The organism is Paenibacillus sp. FSL R7-0198 (assembly GCF_038000415.1).
Classification (GTDB): Bacteria; Bacillota; Bacilli; order Paenibacillales; family Paenibacillaceae; genus Paenibacillus.
The window spans coordinates 4,236,252-4,256,573 of the sequence record NZ_JBBOCB010000001.1; the positions used below are offsets into that span (position 1 = coordinate 4,236,252).

The 20,322-nt window shown below is 44.4% G+C and carries 14 protein-coding genes; 8 read left to right on the forward strand and 6 right to left on the reverse strand.

From position 1 onward, the window contains the following. Positions 1-26 precede the first annotated feature (26 nt). From MKY87_RS18485 to MKY87_RS18515, 7 genes are all read left to right on the forward strand, one after another. Entirely contained in the window at positions 27-1,082 is a 1,056-nt protein-coding gene (locus MKY87_RS18485; RefSeq protein ID WP_339786715.1) for a lactonase family protein, read from the forward strand. 379 nt (positions 1,083-1,461) lie between these two features. Further along, on the forward strand, positions 1,462-2,718 hold the full coding sequence (locus tag MKY87_RS18490) for a transcriptional regulator (protein ID WP_339786713.1): 1,257 nt from the start codon (positions 1,462-1,464) through the stop codon (positions 2,716-2,718). 265 nt (positions 2,719-2,983) lie between these two features. Next, a complete protein-coding gene (locus MKY87_RS18495; protein ID WP_340965660.1) occupies positions 2,984-4,861 on the forward strand; it encodes a rhamnogalacturonan lyase in 1,878 nt (625 codons plus the stop codon). A 483-nt stretch (positions 4,862-5,344) separates the two neighbouring features. After that, on the forward strand, positions 5,345-6,424 hold the full coding sequence (locus MKY87_RS18500; RefSeq protein WP_340967480.1) for a sulfate ABC transporter substrate-binding protein: 1,080 nt from the start codon (positions 5,345-5,347) through the stop codon (positions 6,422-6,424). 87 nt (positions 6,425-6,511) lie between these two features. After that, on the forward strand, positions 6,512-7,348 hold the full coding sequence (gene cysT / locus MKY87_RS18505) for a sulfate ABC transporter permease subunit CysT (protein ID WP_017690928.1): 837 nt from the start codon (positions 6,512-6,514) through the stop codon (positions 7,346-7,348). Positions 7,349-7,415: 67 nt separating this feature from the next. Further along, a complete protein-coding gene (gene cysW / locus MKY87_RS18510) occupies positions 7,416-8,291 on the forward strand; it encodes a sulfate ABC transporter permease subunit CysW (RefSeq protein WP_340965661.1) in 876 nt (291 codons plus the stop codon). A gap of 156 nt (positions 8,292-8,447) precedes the next feature. Continuing rightward, complete coding sequence (locus MKY87_RS18515; RefSeq protein WP_036607453.1) at positions 8,448-8,687, forward strand: YezD family protein; 240 nt, start codon at positions 8,448-8,450, stop codon at positions 8,685-8,687. 93 nt (positions 8,688-8,780) lie between these two features. Here MKY87_RS18515 and MKY87_RS18520 read toward each other — a convergent pair whose 3' ends face one another. Next, positions 8,781-10,319, reverse strand: a complete 1,539-nt coding sequence (locus tag MKY87_RS18520) for an extracellular solute-binding protein (protein WP_445669424.1) — start codon at positions 10,317-10,319, stop codon at positions 8,781-8,783. A 307-nt stretch (positions 10,320-10,626) separates the two neighbouring features. After that, positions 10,627-12,948 (reverse strand): helix-turn-helix domain-containing protein, encoded by a 2,322-nt coding sequence (locus MKY87_RS18525; protein WP_340965662.1) that lies wholly within the window; start codon positions 12,946-12,948, stop codon positions 10,627-10,629. 363 nt (positions 12,949-13,311) lie between these two features. On the opposite strand from MKY87_RS18525, the gene MKY87_RS18530 reads away from it, so the two are divergent. Beyond that, positions 13,312-16,023, forward strand: coding sequence for an S-layer homology domain-containing protein (locus MKY87_RS18530; RefSeq protein ID WP_340967484.1), 2,712 nt, complete (start codon positions 13,312-13,314; stop codon positions 16,021-16,023). Positions 16,024-16,793: 770 nt separating this feature from the next. Here MKY87_RS18530 and MKY87_RS18535 read toward each other — a convergent pair. The 4 genes from MKY87_RS18535 to MKY87_RS18550 form a co-directional block, all read right to left on the reverse strand. Then, positions 16,794-17,681 carry a hypothetical protein gene (locus tag MKY87_RS18535; RefSeq protein WP_340965663.1) on the reverse strand — a complete coding sequence of 296 codons (888 nt, stop codon included), beginning with the start codon at positions 17,679-17,681 and terminating at the stop codon, positions 16,794-16,796. Between the two features lie 140 nt (positions 17,682-17,821). Then, positions 17,822-18,229: a hypothetical protein gene (locus MKY87_RS18540; protein ID WP_339311953.1), complete on the reverse strand. Its 408-nt coding sequence runs from the start codon at positions 18,227-18,229 to the stop codon at positions 17,822-17,824. 1 nt (position 18,230) lies between these two features. Further along, on the reverse strand, positions 18,231-19,367 hold the full coding sequence (locus MKY87_RS18545) for a hypothetical protein (protein WP_339311955.1): 1,137 nt from the start codon (positions 19,365-19,367) through the stop codon (positions 18,231-18,233). Further along, on the reverse strand, positions 19,360-20,211 hold the full coding sequence (locus MKY87_RS18550; protein WP_340965665.1) for a hypothetical protein: 852 nt from the start codon (positions 20,209-20,211) through the stop codon (positions 19,360-19,362). Before MKY87_RS18550 ends, MKY87_RS18545 begins: the two co-directional genes overlap by 8 nt. Positions 20,212-20,322: the final 111 nt, after the last annotated feature.

Here is a 20,322-nt window from a genome sequence, read left to right on the forward strand (position 1 = left end):
TATATAGGATAAGGGAGAGATTAGATATGGAACCAGTCACAACTCAGGAAACACTTTTCTATACAGGTACGTATGCGTCAGCGGATGAACCAGGAATATTCCTATGTGCGTTGAATACGGATTCAGGAGAGATGCGGATCGTCAATCACATGGATGGCGTGGATAATCCGTCTTATCTGGCGCTATGCCCGGATGGAAACTGTCTGTATGTGGCGAGTGAGACGGACGAGGGAGAGGTGTTGGTCTATCGTAGAGATGCAGCAACGAGTGAGCTGCACCTGATGGATCGAAAACAGACCAGAGGGGCTTCTCCATGTTATGTGTCTGTCTCCACGGATGGTCAGTGGGTGTTCTCATCCAACTATAGCAGCGGCAGTGTCAATGTATTCCCGGTTGGCGATCAGGGGACGCTTGGTGAGATGAGTGCATGGGTGGAGCACACGGGAAGTGGAATCAACGAAGAACGGCAGGAAGGGCCGCATGCACACTCCATTCAACCCGATCCGTCCGGGCAGTATGCTGTCGTATGTGACCTCGGTCTGGATCAGATCATTGTGTATCGGTTGGAAGAGGGACGTCTGGTAACCCATCGTGAGATGGATCAGCCACCAGGCGCAGGGCCAAGGCATCTTGTGTTCCATCCCAACTCGAAGTGGGCATATGTAATCAACGAATTGAACAACACCGTTACGGCATTCCTATACGATGAGCGCAGAGGGGAGTTCACTACGGTGCAGCACATCTCCACACTTCCAGAAGGGCACAAAGGAGAGGGGACGGCTGCAGACATCCGTATATCTCCATGTGGACGTTTCCTGTATGCATCCAATCGGGGAGATGACAGCATCGTCCTTTATCATATTGACCAGGAGAGCGGCGAGTTGGAAGCTGTAGAGTGGACGTCCACGATTGGGCAGACACCGCGTAACTTTAATATTTTGCCTGGTGGGATTCTGGTCGTGGCAAATCAGGACAGTAATAACCTCGTAGGTTTCCAAATCAGTGAAGAAGACGGACGCCTGACGCATAACGGGTTCAAGCTGGAACTGCCTCGTCCGGTATGTATTGCTCCTGTGGTATAAAAGTTGTAATACGGTGAAGAGAACGTGAAATACTACATCTAAAAAGTGGTCTAATAAGCTGTGAAATCATGGAGAAACACATGGTTTTACAGCTTTTTTAGGCTTTTTATGCGATTAACTTGAAAATAGTGGCAATTATCACATTTTTTTATTGACCATCGTTCTAATGTTCATTATGATCAGGATATATAGGGGTAAAACCTAAAATCTGGATGTTGCACGAAGGGTGGTGCTTTCCTTGGAACCTGCAAATTCAATTCGGGAGCAATTAACCCAGTTTATCGAAAAGAACAGCATGACGCTCACCCGATTCTCGGAAGTCTCTGGCATTAATACAGGCACAATTAGTCGTATTTTACATGGGAATCGTCCCATATCCGTGAGTCAGTTGATTGCGATCTCATCAGGAATGGGCGTGGCAGCGGATCATTTTTTTTCCGACTATGTGGAAGAATGTTTTGCTTATTCTGTCTCCATGCGGCGAATCAGACCGTTTATTCTCCGAAGTGCGGAGTTGAATCGGCTGGATTGCATTGAGCAGATTCTTTATCGGCTACTGGACGACCTGGATTATGCGACAGAATTATTTGAGATGGCTGAACAATTATTTGAACAAAATCAGCGGTCTGCCGCGGCATTGTTATATAAGAGTGTGAGTGAAGTTGAGAAATATCAGCATTCTGAACGGCTCGCGATGTGTCAGTATCGGTTGTTTTTAATTGGACAAGGAGAGAACCTGGAAGAAAATCTAAGGACAGCTATCTTGTTCGAGCCTTATGTTGACCGGTTGGATGAGGGATACCAACTGGACGCGCTGAAACATTTAATTCATGTGTTTATGGCAGTTCATAAATGGGATAAAGTAGATGGTTTAGCGCAAGAGATGTACAAATTAGCGAAGATTTTCTATGAGTCTAAACACCTTTCTAAACGAAGGGAACACCACCATGAGAATCACACCGAACGCCCACTCTATACTTATATTTTATATGCTTGGTTGATTCGATCCACAGTTTATGAGGAGTATGGAGATTATAAAAAAGCTTTGGAGTTTGTATCGTTGTATGCATACGGACAGGGCTGGTTACAGGAACAGGATGAAGAATCAGAGCGCATACAGCAACAATTTGGGGAATGGGCTACAGCTAATACCTATCTCTACCGAATGTTATCTGGAGAAAGGGAGATTGTTCACGAATACGCGGACTACATCTCGAAGTATCCTGATGAAATTTTTTTAGCTTTACGTTACATGATACAGGCAGCCAATCGGTTTGACTGGAACATTGATGACATTTTGGATCGCTTCTCCGAACATACGCCTTTACGTACCTACAAGACTGAGTTTGGAGATTATAATAAACGTATTATTAATGAAAGTTATGCGCGGTTTTTAAGTGATCTAGGGATGTACCAACTTAAGAGAAATCGTAATGATGCAATGAATCTTATTCTTGAAGGATTGCAAATGTCAGTTAAAATAAATAGTGATCGAAATATTATTACATGTATGACATTATTTGAGCAGTACAGAGATCAAGCTGATCCAGAAGCAAAACAGAAGTTCAAATCCTTATCAAGTGAGGTGCAACGGCTCAATGCGAAAAAAAACGTCTTTCTTGCTAACCATTTTTAGTGTTACAGTTACAATCTGTCCAATCATTCATGCCTTAATGGGCCACGGAGCAGGCGGAGTGTAAATTTAAGAATTCATTCAAAAAATTACGAAGTCGAAGGAGAAATCCTTCGGCTTTTTTATGTACCAATCATTCAATTACTAAATTAGACCTATAGATGGAATTATATGTTTAATTTAAAATGAATATATTAAAGCGCTTACATGAAAAGATGGCGCTACAAGGGCATCGGGCTTACCAATACAATTGGGGAGGCAATTGTTTATGGGAAATCGTTCATCATTGTGGAAGCGCACATTACGTACAGCGGGAGTGTCCCTGCTGAGCTCCGCGCTACTGGTGACTTCGCTTGGCCTTGGTAACACGCCGGTTACACATGCGGCGGGTGCTAGGCAGATGGAATATCTGGATCGCGGTGTGGTGGCTGTGAAGACCGGGACAGGTGTGTTTGTCAGCTGGCGGCTTCTGGGAACGGAAGGTTCGAATGTATCATTTAACGTTTATCGGGATGGAACCAAAGTGAACGCTACGCCCATAACAAACAGCACCAACCTTCAGGATGCAAGCGGGACAAGCAGTTCCAAATATACGGTTCGCGCTGTCGTGAGTGGAACGGAGCAGGCTGCTTCAGCGGCAGCAAGCGTATGGGGCAATAACTATCTATCTGTACCGCTCAGTGTACCCGCAGGTGGGACAACGCCCGATGGAGTAGCCTACACCTACAGTGCCAATGATGCCAGTGCAGGTGACCTGGATGGTGATGGTGAGTATGAATTGATCGTGAAGTGGGACCCTTCCAACTCCAAGGATAACTCCCAGAGTGGTTATACCGGGGAAGTGTTTATCGATGCCTACAAATTAAACGGTACACGCCTCTGGCGAATTAGTTTGGGCAAAAATATCCGTGCCGGCGCTCACTACACCCAATTCATGGTGTATGATCTCGACGGTGACGGCAAAGCCGAGGTTGCGATGAAAACAGCCGATGGCACCAAGGATGGCACTGGTGTGGTCATCGGTGATGCCAGCAAGGATTACCGCAATTCCAGCGGTTATGTATTATCTGGCCCCGAATTCCTGACGGTCTTCAATGGGCAGACTGGCAAAGCGCTATCCACAGTGAACTACGAACCAGCACGTGGCAATGTGTCCGACTGGGGAGATAACTACGGCAATAGAGTGGACCGATTCCTTGCCGCCATTGCGTATCTGGATGGAGAGCGTCCAAGCCTGGTCATGGCGCGTGGGTACTACACCCGTACCGTACTGGTGGCTTATAACTGGCGGAATGGACAGCTGACCAAACAATGGACATTTGATTCCAATACGTCCGGTAACTCAGGTTATGCTGGGCAGGGTAATCACAATCTGAGTGTGGCGGACGTAGACGGAGATGGGAAAGACGAGATCGTCTATGGTGCCATGGCGGTGGACGATAACGGCAAAGGATTGTACACAACAGGACTTCATCATGGTGATGCCATGCATCTGAGTGACCTCGACCCGGACCGCCCTGGACTTGAGGTATTTCAGGTCCATGAGACACCATCCAATGCCGGAGTGGAATTCCGTGATGCAGGTACAGGTCAGTTAATCTGGGGAGTCAAAACAACAAAGGATATTGGACGCGGCATGGCGGCAGATATCGATCCAAGATATAAAGGCGCTGAAGTATGGGCAGACGGCAGTCTGTATACGGCCAAAGGGCAGAAACTCGGGACAACCCTGCCGTCCTCCACGAATTTTGGAATCTGGTGGGATGGTGATTTGCTTCGTGAACTGCTGGACAGCAATCGAATCGATAAGTGGAACTATGCCAATAACACAACGATGAACCTGCTCACCGCTTCCGGCGTATCTTCGAACAACGGAACCAAGTCTACGCCGAATCTGCAGGCCGACCTGTTCGGAGACTGGAGAGAGGAAGTGGTATGGCGGACCAATGACAGCTCAGCGCTGCGGATCTACACCACAACAGCAGTTACGGACAAACGCATCTATACGCTGATGCATGATCCGGTGTACCGTCTTGGCATCGCTTGGCAAAATGTAGCCTACAATCAACCGCCGCACACCGGTTTTTATCTGGGAGAAGGCATGAGCACACCACCGGTACCCAATATCCGATATGCGGGCAGATGAGGAATGGACAAGGTGTGGCCGTCCAATTCCGTTCATGTTTACAATAGCCAGCGAAGCATGGGATTCATTCGCTGAAAGGAACAACGGACGCTGGTTCGTTGTTCCTCTTTTTTGCCAATAGCCCAGAAATCCGGTAAAAATCGGAAAAAACGTTTGACAGGTATATAGACTGCCTTTATTATACGTATATAACTTACTAAACAGGTAGGAATAATAAAAATGAGTCTGTTTTCATTGTGAAAACGGTCATTTTACAGACAGATGCAACCATGCAACCTGAACAGAATAACGTTCTCACCGTATAGACGGAGGAACACCGCAGCGCATCCTTTCCGGAGGAAGCATGCACGGCCTTAAGCCGGCATGACTTTATGGGGAGAAGTGCGCGGGGGTTCCTCCGTCTTCTTGTTTTTTACGGGGCGTTCAATCCTGTTCAGCCGGCCTGAGGTAGTCATGCAGATCTATATCGGGGGAGTGTTATTCATGAAAAAGAGAATTCATAAGGGTATTTTGGTTGGTCTGGCACTGGTATTAACAGGAGTTCTGGCAGCATGCGGATCGGATAGCGGCGGGTCCAGTGCGGCAGGAACATCAGGGGGAGCAGAAGGCGGCACAGAAGGGCCCAAGGCCATCCAACTGCTGAATGTTTCCTACGATCCAACGCGGGAACTCTATGAGCAATATAACAAAGCGTTTGCGGCGCATTGGTTGAAAGAGAAGGGCCAGGAAGTAACCATTAAGCAATCCCATGGGGGATCGGGCAAACAGAGCCGTTCTGTTATTGACGGACTGGATGCAGACGTGGTGACGCTGGCATTGGGATACGATATTGATGCGATTGAAGATAAAGGTCTGATTAACGAGGGTTGGCAGGACAAATACGAGCATAACAGCTCTCCGTATACCTCTACGATTGTATTCCTTGTACGTAAGGGTAATCCAAAAGGCATCAAGGACTGGGATGATCTGATCAAAGGGGATACGCAAGTCATCACCCCGAATCCCAAAACGTCCGGCGGAGCGCGCTGGAACTATCTGGCGGCATGGGGATATGCCCTTAAGCATAATAACAATGATGAAGAGAAGGCGAAGGAATTTGTTGGGGAATTATTCAAACATGCGCCTGTACTGGATTCGGGTGCTCGCGGATCTACGACAACGTTTGTTGAACGTGGTATTGGTGATGTGCTGCTTGCCTGGGAAAATGAAGCTTTCCTATCGGTAAAAGAGTTGGGTCCGGACAAATTTGATATTGTCGTGCCTTCGGTTAGTATCTTGGCTGAACCACCGGTTGCGATTGTGGACAAAAATGCAGATAAAAAAGGAAGCCGCGACGTGGCGGATGCCTATCTGAAATATTTGTACAGTGAAGAAGGACAGACGATTGCCGCTGAAAATTATTACCGCCCAACGCTGGACAGCGTGGAGGAAAAATTCAAGGATCAGTTCCCGGCGCTTGAACTGTTCACGTTGAAAGATGTCTTCGGTACATGGCGGGATACTCAGGCCAAACATTTTAATGACGGTGGTATCTTCGACCAGATCTATGTTCCAGGCAGCTAAGGTTGCTCTGTTCAATGAACACCCGATCAATCGCGCTGTGAGCGGCCAACCAGCCCTACCGGCTGAAGGCAGAGAGGATGAACGTGCATGAGCAAGGTGATGGTGGCGCGGAGACGCACATTGCCGGGATTCGGATTAACGATGGGTTACAGTGTGTTCTACCTGAGCCTGGTTGTACTTATTCCATTGGCTGCCCTGTTGTTTAACTCAACAGGGCTGACGTGGGCAACCATGATTGAGGTTGCGACCAATCCCAGGGTGCTGGCTTCCTTCCAAGTCAGCTTTCTGACCGCAGGTGCAGCGGCCCTGATTGATCTCGTGCTGGGGTTACTCCTGGCATGGGTGCTTGTTCGGTATGAGTTTCCTGGCAAAAGGCTGTTTGATGCGGTCATTGATCTGCCTTTTGCCTTGCCAACAGCGGTAGCAGGGGTTGCCCTTACGGCGATTTATGCCGGCAATGGCTGGATTGGGCAGTTTGTAGAACCTTTGGGCATTAAGCTGGCCTATTCACAGGCCGGGATTACGCTGGCGCTGATGTTTATCGGCATTCCGTTCGTGGTTCGTACGGTGCAACCGGTGTTGGAGGAGCTGGAGGCAGAGGTGGAAGAGGCGGCTGCCACACTGGGAGCAGGAAGATGGCGGATATTCCGTACCATTCTGCTGCCGGATCTGATTCCGCCACTGCTGACCGGGTTTGCTCTGGCTTTTGCCCGGGGCATTGGTGAATATGGCTCCGTTGTATTTATCTCAGGTAATATGCCGATGAAAACGGAGATTGCCCCCTTGCTGATCATGGCCAAGCTGGAGCAGTTCGATTATGCAGGCGCTACAGCGGTAGCTCTGCTGTTGCTACTGGTTTCTTTCATCCTGCTGCTGATTATTAATTCCTTGCAACGTTGGAGCCGGAAGGCGGGCAGGGCATGAGAATGAAACATGATGCAATAAGGATATTAAAAGACGTCACTCACCCAAACCAAAGGAGGTGCAGCATATGGCGGGTTCTGTCCCACTGAGCCCTGTTCCACCCGTACGAGCTGGCCGCGGAACGAACCGTGCAACAACGGAAGCTCCATGGGTCAAATGGTTATTGATTGGACTGGCGAGCTTGGTACTTATATGGCTGCTTATATTGCCACTGGCCATTGTGCTCATGGAGGCGTTGAAGCAGGGCTGGGGTGTATACATCGCGGCTCTTACCGAGCCGGATGCCATGTCTGCACTGAAACTCACGTTATTGGTTGCGGCGATTACAGTGCCGCTGAATACGATATTTGGTGTGGCCGCTGCATGGGTCATTACCAAATTCCAGTTCAAGGGCAAGGGACTCATGATCACGCTGATTGATCTTCCCTTTTCCATCTCGCCTGTGGTGGGCGGGTTGATTTTTGTATTGGTTTTTGGTTCGAATGGGTGGTTTGGGCCGTGGTTGTCCGAGCATGATATCAAGATCATTTTTGCGCTCCCAGGCATCGTAATTGCAACGCTGTTTATTACCTTCCCGTTCGTAGCGAGGGAGTTGATTCCACTCATGGAGGACCAGGGAATCCGGGAAGAGGAAGCGGCGGTTACACTGGGTGCTTCCGGGTGGCGAATCTTCTGGAGTGTAACCTTGCCCAACATCAAATGGGGGCTGTTGTACGGCATTATTCTGTGTAATGCCCGTGCTATGGGTGAGTTCGGAGCGGTATCTGTGGTCTCCGGACATATCCGCGGAGAGACCAATACACTGCCGCTGCATGTGGAGATTTTGTATAACGAATATCAATTCTCAGCTTCATTTGCCGTAGCTTCGCTGCTCCTGATTCTGGCTCTTGCCACGTTGCTGCTCAAGAGCTGGCTTGGACACAAAGCCGTTTCAGAAAAGTGATGATGAGAAGAAGAAAATACAGATTGACAGCTACTGGAAGCCCTGATAATGTATAAACCAAGTATATAGGTTGGATAAGAATGATTTATAAATCCGTTGGATGACAGCGTACTTAGGAATATGGCGGGCAATAGCCCGAGAAGAGGAGGCGGCTCTATGGCTAAGCCGTTAAAAGTGGATGAGGTATGGTTGGACCGAATTGCCGGACAGCTGAATGACATGGAGTTTGGTTCTTTGCATATCGTGGTGCACGAAGGTCAGATTGTGCAGATGGAGCGGACCGAACGCAAGCGTTTTGAAAATACGCCCTCAGGCAGCGCCTCCAAATCCGGAAGCACGGCACGAAGCAGTTCAGCCCGTTCACTACGCGGATCAAATGCGAGTGCAAAGGGATAGAGAGTGCCGTTGTATCAGGGAAGGATGGGTGTATAGGAATACACATGTATAATCCAGAAACTCATGGGAAATGTATGTTTCACACTGTCCTACCTATTGCGCACGACTTGTTTCCTTATGCTCCTTATACCAATGATTCGCTTCAAGCAGCACCTGTTGCCCACCTGCATCCATGAATTCTTCCACAAAGGTATCGAAATACCCCACAGGCTGATCGCCGGTGATGATGGAGATGTACGCTCTGTCTCTCATGCGAATCAATTCAGATGAATATTGAATCAGGGCAGGGGTTGCAACCTCCAGGCGATTATAGATACCATTCTCCGTCAACCCTGCAGATGCAGCCCACTGTTCACGTTTATCCGAGGGTGTACCTGGAACCGTCATGCCGATACTTGAGCCGATCATATTAATATAATTCTCCATTCTGTTGTATGGGTAAAGTAAATGGAACGAGTTTGGATCTTCAGCGCTCCAATTCCAGTGTTTTCCTGGAAGGCCATACTCCATTTTGATCTGCTCCTCCGGATCGGGGTTGGCACTTACATAATCGAGGATCTCCAAAATTTTCTCCAGTTTCCCCGGCTCCTTCGTAGCCTCAGCACCTATAGCAATAAAATTCATCAGCAGATTGTTCCCTTTTGAACCGCTATGTCCATCAGGACCAATAACAGGAGAACCAAATACAACCTCTGCAGTTGCGTTCTTCTTTAGTAGCTCATTCACATTAAACGAGGCTCCCACCGGAGTTTCCTCGCCATTTTCATTCAGGACACTGTAATCCCCCTCTTGATTCCAATGATAGTAGTTGCCCATCGAGGTCATCCCAATTTTTCCATTAATAAAAGCATGGGATAGATGTTTATAACCACCCTTATTTTCGCCGGTTATAAACTCGGGGTCGATAATCCCGTCCTGATACCACTTTTGCATATAAGTCAGGGCTTTTTTCATCTCCGGCTCCAAAGCGCCGATCACGAGTTGGTTGTTTTTTTCATTAAAATACAGCTGCTCGGTGAAAACGGTCTGTCCAAAGGCGCCAAACACGACATTTAAGCCCTCTCTGGACAGGCCATACGTATCCTGTTTACCATTCCCGTCCGGATCATCTTTGGCAAAAGCATACATAACCGTCTCAAATTCCTCTAATGTCTTCGGTACGTCCAGACCAAGCCGCTTAAGCCAGTCCTCTCGATATACGACAGGAGTTCGATAGATGTTGGTCTCATTGATGGCCGGTATTCCATATAAGCTGCCGTTTATTTTTCCATACTCCAGATAACGTGAGTCATAATCGCGAATTCGCTGTACGATATTTGGCGCATATTGTTCAAGTACATCCGGGGGGATTTCCGCTAAAACCCCCTGCATTTGATACTTCAGCAGATCATGCGGTTGTCTGATCCGAAACAGATCCGGTATTTTACCTTGAGCAAGCTCCAAATCCAGCAGTTCCTCGTACCGCTTGTTTTCAAGGTTCCACACCTCCAGATCGACATCAAATCGATCCTCAATATATGCAATCATCTCAGCGTCCTCAGGAACAGGGATATTCTGATGCATGGTCCAGGATATCGTATACTGTGGTGCTGTATCTTTCTCAGCGCTTGCTAGATGGTCCTGCTGTTGCACTTGTGATTCCTCCCTGTTTAGAAAGGTACAACCGCTCATCAATCCTATAAGAATAGATGTAGCAATCAATAGACATAGCTTTCTTGAAAGGTTCATAGCAGCTCCTTTACTAATTTTAAATTCTATATAGGTTCAATTTAACATTTACACAATAACGGAGAGGACAGAAAGAACCTGAAGAAGCGAAGCGTTCGCCTTTATTCCCGGATTTCCCCTTTTAGAAAAGGGATCAAATAAATCTGGGAATAACAGCGATCGGAAGGTTATTCTGTCATCGGAGTGTCCGTGTAAATATTCCTAATTGACCCTATATAGATCCCTGTTCCATTAGACTGCGCATGAAGTTTTTTGGTGTACAGCCGTGAATTTCTTTGAACTTCTTAATGAAATAAGCAGGGGTACGGTAACCGACCGTACTTGCGACCTGCTCAACTGTAATTTCACGCTGTGTCATGAGCTCGCGTGCGCGTTCCATTCTCTGATTCGTAACATATTCGGAATAAACAATCCCGGTTTCTTCCTTGAAAAGTTTACTGAGATATTTAGGGCTGATGAATACTTGCTCTGAGACATGATCCAGCGTGAGATCGCCCGATAAGTGCTCACGAACATAGGCTTTGACAGCTGAAATGGTATCCACGCTTCGTACCTCACTTCGCTTCTCCATATGCATCACAAATTCGGTGACGAGATGAATGATCCATTCCGAATAGCGGTTGATATTGTAGAACAATGAAAATTGCTTGTACAAATTCAATGAATTCGCCTCGGCGGGCTGCCAACGAACCTGATTAATACACTCAGCGTAAATAGATACCGTTTTTAATAAGATGATCCGACTGTATTCGGCGGAATAGGGGCCTTTCTTTAATGTCGCGACCAATTCCTGAATGGCCTGAACCGTACCTTGCACATCCCGAGTCTGCAATTTCTTCTCAAAATTTACGAGGTATGAGTCCGAAATTTCCAAGCTGCTGGTTTCCCTGTTCAGAAGATCAAGATCCTGAATGGCAGACTGCTCGGGGAAGAAGTAGCTGTATCGAATCAGGGTATTCGCCTGATGATAGCTTGTGTGAATCTCTGTGAAGTGTTCTACCCATCCGCCTAACGATAGTACAAATTCCAGACCAAATCTGCTGCTCGCCTCAGCGTGAATAAAGTCTACAATGTGATCAGAGAGAGGTTCTTCGGGTTGGTTGGTACAGATAATTACGGCTATTTTGTGATCCTGCAATTCCTCTGCCAGCAGTTGAGTTCCATCCATTTCTGCGATCTCAAGTTGCTGAATCATCGTGTACAACGTATGCTGCAACTGTCGTGGCTTCAGATCCTTCCACTTCTCATTAACGGGGTCAATGACGATGCAACGGAAGCGAGAGTAGGCCATTGAAATGTGAACAGACTGGAGCTGTTCCGTAAGTTCCTCCGGTGTAAATCGATTATTTAACATATTAAGCATGATACTATGCTTAATCATCTTGTGATTGGCCTGTAAGGTTTCTTCAAGACTATCAACTTTATTGGATAGACTGTTAAACGTTGTATCGATGAACCGGTATTCGTCCTGTTTTAAGCTGGTTGGGCTATCCATCCGGCTCTTGATGTTATTCAGGATTCGCTTAAGAGGACTATAGTTGGCCGTGGTAAAAATGGACGACATCGCTATCCCAACTGCAACAGCCAGCAAGCCAAGAAGAATCGAAACTTCTTTCAAGCTATCCATCTTATAATAGAAGCTGTCATTAGGTGTGGTCGTGTAAATCCGCCATGCATTTCCTTTAAATTGATCTTGGGTAACAACTTGCGAGTCATGGTTAAATACAGGCGTGAAGTTCTCTTCTGATGAATGAAAAGAAAGCAGCGACTGCGTTAGATGTTCCTCCGTGGAGTTACCGAGCAATGTTTTGTCTGCGGCAGAGATGACGGTTCCATCCTGATCGATGATGAATGTATTCATATAGTCAGCAGGGAGCAAGTTTTTAATGATCTGACTGATCGCTGACTCTTTGATATCAATCGCAATCATGGCCGTACTGTCCTGTCCAGACGATTGAAACGGGTAACTGTGGACATAGGAAATCAGAGGACTCATGTTGTCCTGTTCCCGTGATTCGATATAAGCATCCTGAGGAACCATGCGAGTCTTCATCCATAAGGAGCTTTCAGGAGTCTCTTTCATCGCAGCAATCCAATCCGTCGTATGATCCACACTCGAAGGCGTGTCCTCATAGAGCAATAGCCCATATACAGATGAGACAATGAAGTGGTTCTTCGTATCGTACACATGAATAGCTTCAATGAGATCGGAATAATTTTGCACCATATTTTTGAGGGACTGTTCGATGTCCAGGATTTTGCTATGGTTTCCTTTTAAGCTATCTAGATCGATATTTGCAGCGTTACCGAGTGCCAGGGACAGATAAACCTGATTCACCTTCTGGATAACGGAGCTCTCAATGGTATTGACAGTGCTTTTCAGCGAAAGTTGATTATTGATTCGAATCTCTTTGCTGTATTGATGGGAGAAGAAGAGGTATAGAATGGAGCCGAAAAGAAGCGCAATGACAAGAACGACAGCAAGGTAGGAAAGAACCATTTTGGATCTCACAGATTGAAATGGCTTAAGCATTCTTTTTCCCCCTTCATTTCTCTTTTCTAAACAACTTCATCATTATATAGCAGGCCGAGGACTAGAAATCATGTTGATCGAAATTTAACAAACTCCCACTGAATAATTTACTTTCAGTTAATAAAGCGTTTACAAAAGTAGGTATTTTAATTGATAAATGTAGTATCTAACTCCATTTTTCTTGGCATATAAGCTCCGGAACGTACGATTTTGATATAAAACGGAATTTGTTCTATAGATGCGAAACGCTCCCTAATGCTACAGTAACGGCAGATCAGACATCTGTATAGAGTCTTTCTTACTCATTTGCAGATGCAGAAGCAAAAAATAATTTATCATAACGGGAGCGTGTATTTGCAAGCCATGAGAAAACCACTTAAAAAGTCACTGGCATTACTTCTAATGTTGTCTATGGTTGGTCCGACATTTGCAGAGAAGAGTTTTGCAGCCGATCAGAAGATTCAGTTCTCTGATATTAAGGGACACTGGGCGGAAGCAAATATTCAAGCATGGGGTGATGAAGGATTAATTCGAGGTTACCTGGATCGTTCATTCAAACCGAATACGTATATTACCAGAGCAGAATTTATGAATTTGGTAAACGGTGCTTTCGGATATTCCGGACAAGCTAAAATTACCTTTAACGATGTGTCTGAGAGTGCATGGTATTACGAAGCAATTTCTATTGCAAATGCGAATGGATATATAGATGGATACACCGATGGCACAATGAAGCCACAAGATCCGATCACCCGTCAAGAAGCAGCTAAAGTGATCGCTGGCATTTTGAATCTGGAGTTAAATGAAACAGCAGCGAATGTATTTAGCGATTCATCGTCTATTGCGGCGTGGAGCAAGGGAGCTGTAGGTGGAGCGGCAGCAGCGAAAATTATCTCCGGTTATGCAGATGGAAGCTTCAAACCGCTTAATTCCATTACTCGTGCCGAAGCAGTGTCTGCGCTCGTTAAGGCGGTGGAAACAGATGCTACTACAGCTGCCAAACCAGCTAAGCCAAAAGGAACGGCAACCGTACTGAATGTTAATCCCCCAGCAGATGAAGCTCGGTTATCCGCCGTGAAGCACGGAGCCAATGCCGGAGACGACACCTTGAAAAATATTGCGGAAACCAATCCGTTTATTGATATTTTGGACGGTTTTGATCAAGTATGGTCCATGAACCAAGCGGATTGGAGAGATGGGACAGCGGCAACCAAAATTGGAGCTGACGGCAAAAATGCAAAGTATGGAGATGGACCGTCCCCATATTATGATGGCTTTAAAAACGATCCAACCGTAGCTGTCGCTGATCAGAAAACATATGCAAATGAAGAGATCCGAAACAAAGCGACTTGGGAAGCCAATATCAAATATGTAGAAAAGGTCACGCAAAATCGCACGGCTGAAGAGACATTGGCAGCCTATTATGATGACCAAAGAGATAAGATCTATAGCGTGATGGAGGGTTTTGGTCCGTTGGCTAACACGTATGTAGATATCATCAAGCCAAAGACAAACGTTGAACGAACGGTGGACGAAATGAATGTGGTATTGACCGAAGAAACAGTGGAAGATGAAAGCCAAGGCATTGGAGATTGGGAAGCAAAGACGGAACTTTCAGACTTGGTCAATTTAGTTGATCTGGTTCGATTCAAAATTCCTGCCTCATCTAATCCTTCTAAATATTTCTACTCTTCCCCTAGACCGTGGAGAATGAATTCCAATGGAGAAGTGAAAGAAGTTGTTGACAGCAAGGGACTGCCTGTATGGGAAACCTTGGGCGAAGGTGAGAAAAAAGAAGTACCTTTGGCTTCAGGCGGCACCAAATCAACAGGAGAAAAACATTACCAGCAATACGAAACTAACGTTAAACTTATTCCTGCGTTAACTTATGTCAAACGAATCGCTGAAGATGGAAGAGGAAAAGATGGCGCATTTCCGAGCGGACATACCAGTGCAGCTTACTTATCCGTATTTCCTTTGGCATACGCTACGCCAGAACGATTCTCTGAATTGTTAACGAGAGCAGCTCAGTTGGGTGAGAATCGAGTCGTAACGGGGATGCACTCACCGCTTGATATTATAGGAGGAAGAATACAATCGACAGCCATGGCTGCCTATGCACTTAATCAGCCTGAGAACAAAGATGTGTTAGAGAAAGGCTATGAGAATGCAGGAGAAGTATTTGGAGCTGCAGCCAAGGAAAAAAATATGAGTCTGTATGAATATGCACACACCGTAACAGAGGATTACACGTTCAAGAGTGCTTACGATGAACACAAATGGGAAGATCATGATGCCAATAAAGCCTTCTATAGAGAAAAGATGACTTACGGTTTACCACAAACCGGAACCAAAGGTTTGGCTCCCGTTGTACCGCAAGGAGCAGAAGCCCTGTTAGAAACACGTCAACCGTATTTAACAGATGAGCAACGCAGACAAGTATTGTATACAACATCCATTGACTCTGGATATCCTGTACTGGATGAATCCAAGGGCTGGGGTAGAATTGATCTGGTCACGGCAGCGGATGGGTACGGTGCATTCTTGAACAATGTAACTGTGGATATGGACGCTTCCAAAGGGCGCTTCAATGCACAAGACTGGTGGAGAAATGATATCACCGGTAGTGGAATGCTTACGAAAAAGGGAACAGGAAGCCTTACATTGACAGGGGAAAATAGCTACACTGGCGGAACATTGTTGCAAGCAGGAACGCTGGTAGCTGAATCTGCAGCTGCTTTTGGTACAGGTGATCTGTATGTAGAAAATGGAACAGTTGTCGTTGATGTCGACGGAGCACTCAACTTAAATAGAAACTTTACCATGGATAACGGTACGTTGGAATTAGTAGTGGCTGACAACAACAGTCAGCTGAATGTCGGCAGAAAACTCTATATTGATGGAGGAAGTCTCAAACTGGACTTGTCCAACTATAAGGTCGAAGGTTCCAAAGATATTACGTTAATCACGGCTAATGGAATTACAGGTGAATTCGACAGTGTAACGGCAGATGGTTATGACGTTACGGTCACGTACGAAAAAGGTCGTATCATTGCACATGTTGTAGCCAAATAAGTGAAGTAATTATCCATGATACAAAGTGAACTAAAGAATGTCACACATGCGACTTCGATGACAGAATAACTTTCCGATCATTCTTCGCAAGACAAAATTAGTAATATAGAAAAGGGCTGAAGCTACAATGTAGTTTCAGCCCTTTTTGCGTACAGACTTGCAGAATTTGGAGCGTGTCTTCAAACTTACTTAAAGCCGAGGCGCCCTGAACAGGTCCGGAGTAAGTAAGCGTACTGCACATTGGATGTTTAAGCAGGGGATCAGGATGCCCCGCGGCTTTCCTATTTTCCTCTACCAATGAGAATTTTTGCTTCGTACGAGAGGGACACGAGGTTTTCCTCTCAGTCGCGCTTGGAACAGAGCATGAGCAGGGATTGAGCGCTAACGAATCTGAGGCGTCGTATTCAAGGATTTGAAGCACCCGCAGAAATCTAACGAATCTGATACACGTTATATCGAAATGTACGGCGTTTTAGAGCGTTTTTATCGAGCGATTTTGGGAAATAACGTGTCTGAGGTTTTTTACAATTTTGAAAGAGGCTGTAGAGGTAATATAAGACGTCCTGAGTTCCTTAGAAAATCGTCTGGCTACTCAATAGGATCAGCCAGACGAGAGCTCGATAATTTTGGGACACTGACATTCATCATCGTATAATGCCGAGTAAGGAGACACGACCTGATCTGTAAAAATCCAGCCGAAGGAGGGCCAAGTCTCGTATCATCGAGGTGGGTATCTAAGTTTAATCATACGGAAGCAGCTGAATCGTAGGTTATTCGTCGGTGTTGGTACCAGATGTACGACGTGCATTCCCTTCCAGTTCCGTAGAGACTTGCTTCGTTGGTTCCAGATCCGTATGTCCTGCGTAGGGGCGATCACTTCGAGAGCGTGTCCCAGTCAACCCGAAACCCGAAGTGAATATAATCAGCTGTAATCCAAGGGCATAGGGTGAAGCAACAGGTCCAATCAGATGGAGCAAGGAGCATAGCGCGATCAGCAAGGAGAGCATTTTGGTTACTGTACGTGACCTATCCCGTCGTGGGCTGGCCCAGAGCAGGTAACCATATACTATGGTGATCATCAGGGTAATTGCCCGAAGCCATGGCAAGACGCTGTCCCATGAGTCGACAGGCACGTCCAACATCCGCTGACGAAATACCAGATCTGTAACCAGAAACCCTGTAGCCGCCAGTGCGGCTGGTTCGGCTACAGGCCGAAGGATGGTCCAGACCGCTGTGCCCCAATGATCTGCATGAGTATCCCGGTTGAGTTCATCCGATAATACGGTGCATTCCCGTTCCAGTGCTCTGTGCATCAGTCCAAGTCGGGCAGGATCATGATCCTTAATACAGTCACGGATCTGGTCCTGTAGCTGAGGGGATAGGTAAGATGCAGCTTTGCAGGCTAACATTGCTGTTATCAGATCATTATGTTCGTGTTCCGATCGTTCATAATTCCGATTTTCCTGGATGGTAAGTTGTCCCAAGAGGGCTGTACTTATGTATAATGTATCTCGTATCCTTCGCATTCGCCTTTCGTGGCTGCGGCGAACTTCAGTGGCAGACCATATGTATATCCCCAGAAGCAAAGCCATGACGCCAAGCAGCACAGCCACAGCACCTGGGCGCGATGTTAGATCTTCAATCCAACGTTGAAACACACTTGTTCCTCCTTTGCAGCAACTTCACGTAAGCTTTCTCTCACTATTACACAGGAAGTAGATGAATTCAAGCAATTTAAGAAAGCCGAATTTCCCCACCCATTGATAGGAGAATTCGGCTTATTAAAATAATTAAGATTTTAAATAGATGTTTCATCTGGAGTTGAGTCTTCTACTGTGGCAGTTTCTATTGATAAATTATATGTAACAAATGACACCTGGTCGTCTTCATCATTATTTTCAATAGTATAGGTTTGTCTAGTTGAATTGTTATCAATCATGAAAACTGTTTCGTCTGGCTCGGAATTTTCTAGAGAACGGGTTTCTGCTCCGCTACTGAAGTTCACAATCACATCGTCTTCGTCAGAATTTTCTAAAGTTTCAGTAATTTTGGTGAATCCTGAGAATTTAATTTCATCCGGTTCAGTATCTTCAATTGTTGTTGTTATTTTTACATTAAAGGACATTTGCATTAATTCGTCATAGTGTCTTGTTGTTTCAATAAGAGGAATTGACTTAATATATTTTGCGATATAAGGTGTTTTCATGTTATCTCCTAATTATAATTATTTGAATTTGGTTTTTATGGATTATATTATTTGCATCAATTATCTCAGTGATTTGGGTAGAATTAGCATTATAAGCTTTTAGAATTTCAAAAATGCGCGAGTAATTATCAGTCGATTCTTCCTTGTTGCTTATAATAATAATTTCCTTATAATCATTTTCCAATAATCCAGTTTGAATATTGTTTAACAAGTCCTCGGACTTTGAGAAAAAAGATTTTGTGTCTAGAGAGCTATCTAAAATATGAATCTCGTTTTTGGTTTGTGAAATAGTATGAGGTTTCTTCTCAAAACCATTATTAATATTGAGAGCTGTTGCCACGACTAAGACTATTATGCTCCAAATCACTATGTGGGTTAAATATTTCTCCATGTTCTTGATCAAGGTTACTTCTTTAGTAGTGCTATTCCTGATTTCTTGCCAATCAAAGTAAAGACCCGATATATACTTAATAGATGTTTCGTCATTACTGCTAGCATTTTTAATTTTATTGAAAAGAAACTGACGATACGTTTGAACCTTGAGAAAATTATATGAGAAAAACAACACGTTGACCAGAGAAAATAATATTATTATGCTTGAAAGGACATAAATAAAAGTTGGTAAAAATGGTTTGTTGAAAATACTATCAATACGTAATATGTAAGGAAGATATATCGGAATAAGTAACGCAATTATTGCGAGATATGCCAAAAATTTATTGAAACTTTTTCCTCGTATTAATTGAAGATCATTTATTTTATGCAGAATAGTGTTAGTTAATATTTCTTTTTGAAAAGCTTCTTTCAGTATTAAAACATTCTCAAAATCATCTCTCTTTTGTGATAGTTCTTGGTCAGTTAGTTTAGGTTGTAATTTATGTAAATTTATAATCTTTCCCCAGCCGAATTTAAAAATATTTCCTGGTCGTGGAGTTCTATTAACCCATAATGAAAACAAATACAAATCAGCTTCTAAATAAAATAGACAATATATTTTTGTGCCTAAACTTACACTGAATAAATTAACTTGAATAACTTTGGAATCTTTTTTTATTTCTCCAAAGTTACTTTCGTCAATTATACGAAAAAAAGGCATAAAGGAAAAAAATTTAAGGATATAATAAATAGGATTATTCATAAATTGTGTTTCCTCCTAACAGATGATCAATTATTGCAGAAGATATATTTAGTGATAGTGCTTGCTCAAGCCATAACCATTGTCCGTTAGGATTCACTTCTAGAAAATAATAAACACCATCTTTTAGAATGAAGTCAAATGCTCCGTAGTTGATATCTAGTAATTTCATTAAATCAAGGCATTGATTAACTAATGTATTAGGTATAGAAGCCTTAGTATAATGTACTTTGGCGTTCGTCCTTCTCCAGTCAACTTTATCACTTGATTGGATTTTTACGGTGAAAACACTTCTTCCAACAATTGTTACCCTGTATTCTTCATCTTTATCAACGTATTTTTGAAAATATGAAGGGGCAATCTCCAAGTTTTGAATTGGGATTGCTTGGTCAACTATATTTGTTTGTATGTAATTGATTTTTTGTAATTCAAGTATACGTCCTACGGATAACGGTTTTACAATTGAAGTCTGATTGTTACAGAAAGAAGAGGCATCAGTACAGTCATTTGTAATAAGAGAAGCTGGAATAACAAATCCAAGTCTGGAGGCAAAATGTAATTGGATAACTTTGTTCTCAGCTCGCTTTAAAATAGAGGGCTTCGTTAGAATTACCTTTCCTGAAATTTCTGCAATCCCTTCAATAAGAGTTAGAATATCTCTCTGCATTAATGAGTGGAACTTATAATCATACAAGGTCATATCGGGTAACATTGGTTTTCTATAATATACTGCATCTATGTAATCGGCTGTTATTTCTCCAATGGGGCCATTAATGATTACACCCGATGTTGTTACTTTAATTTGATAATTTTGTAGCTTATCTGTATTAATTCTATAAAAATTCACTTTGTGTTTGAACTTACTAATTAAGTAATCTACAGTTTGATCTACAGTACTTGTTATAACCAATACAGTCTTTATAAATAGCGCCCCTTAATCTTATATATATAAAGACTA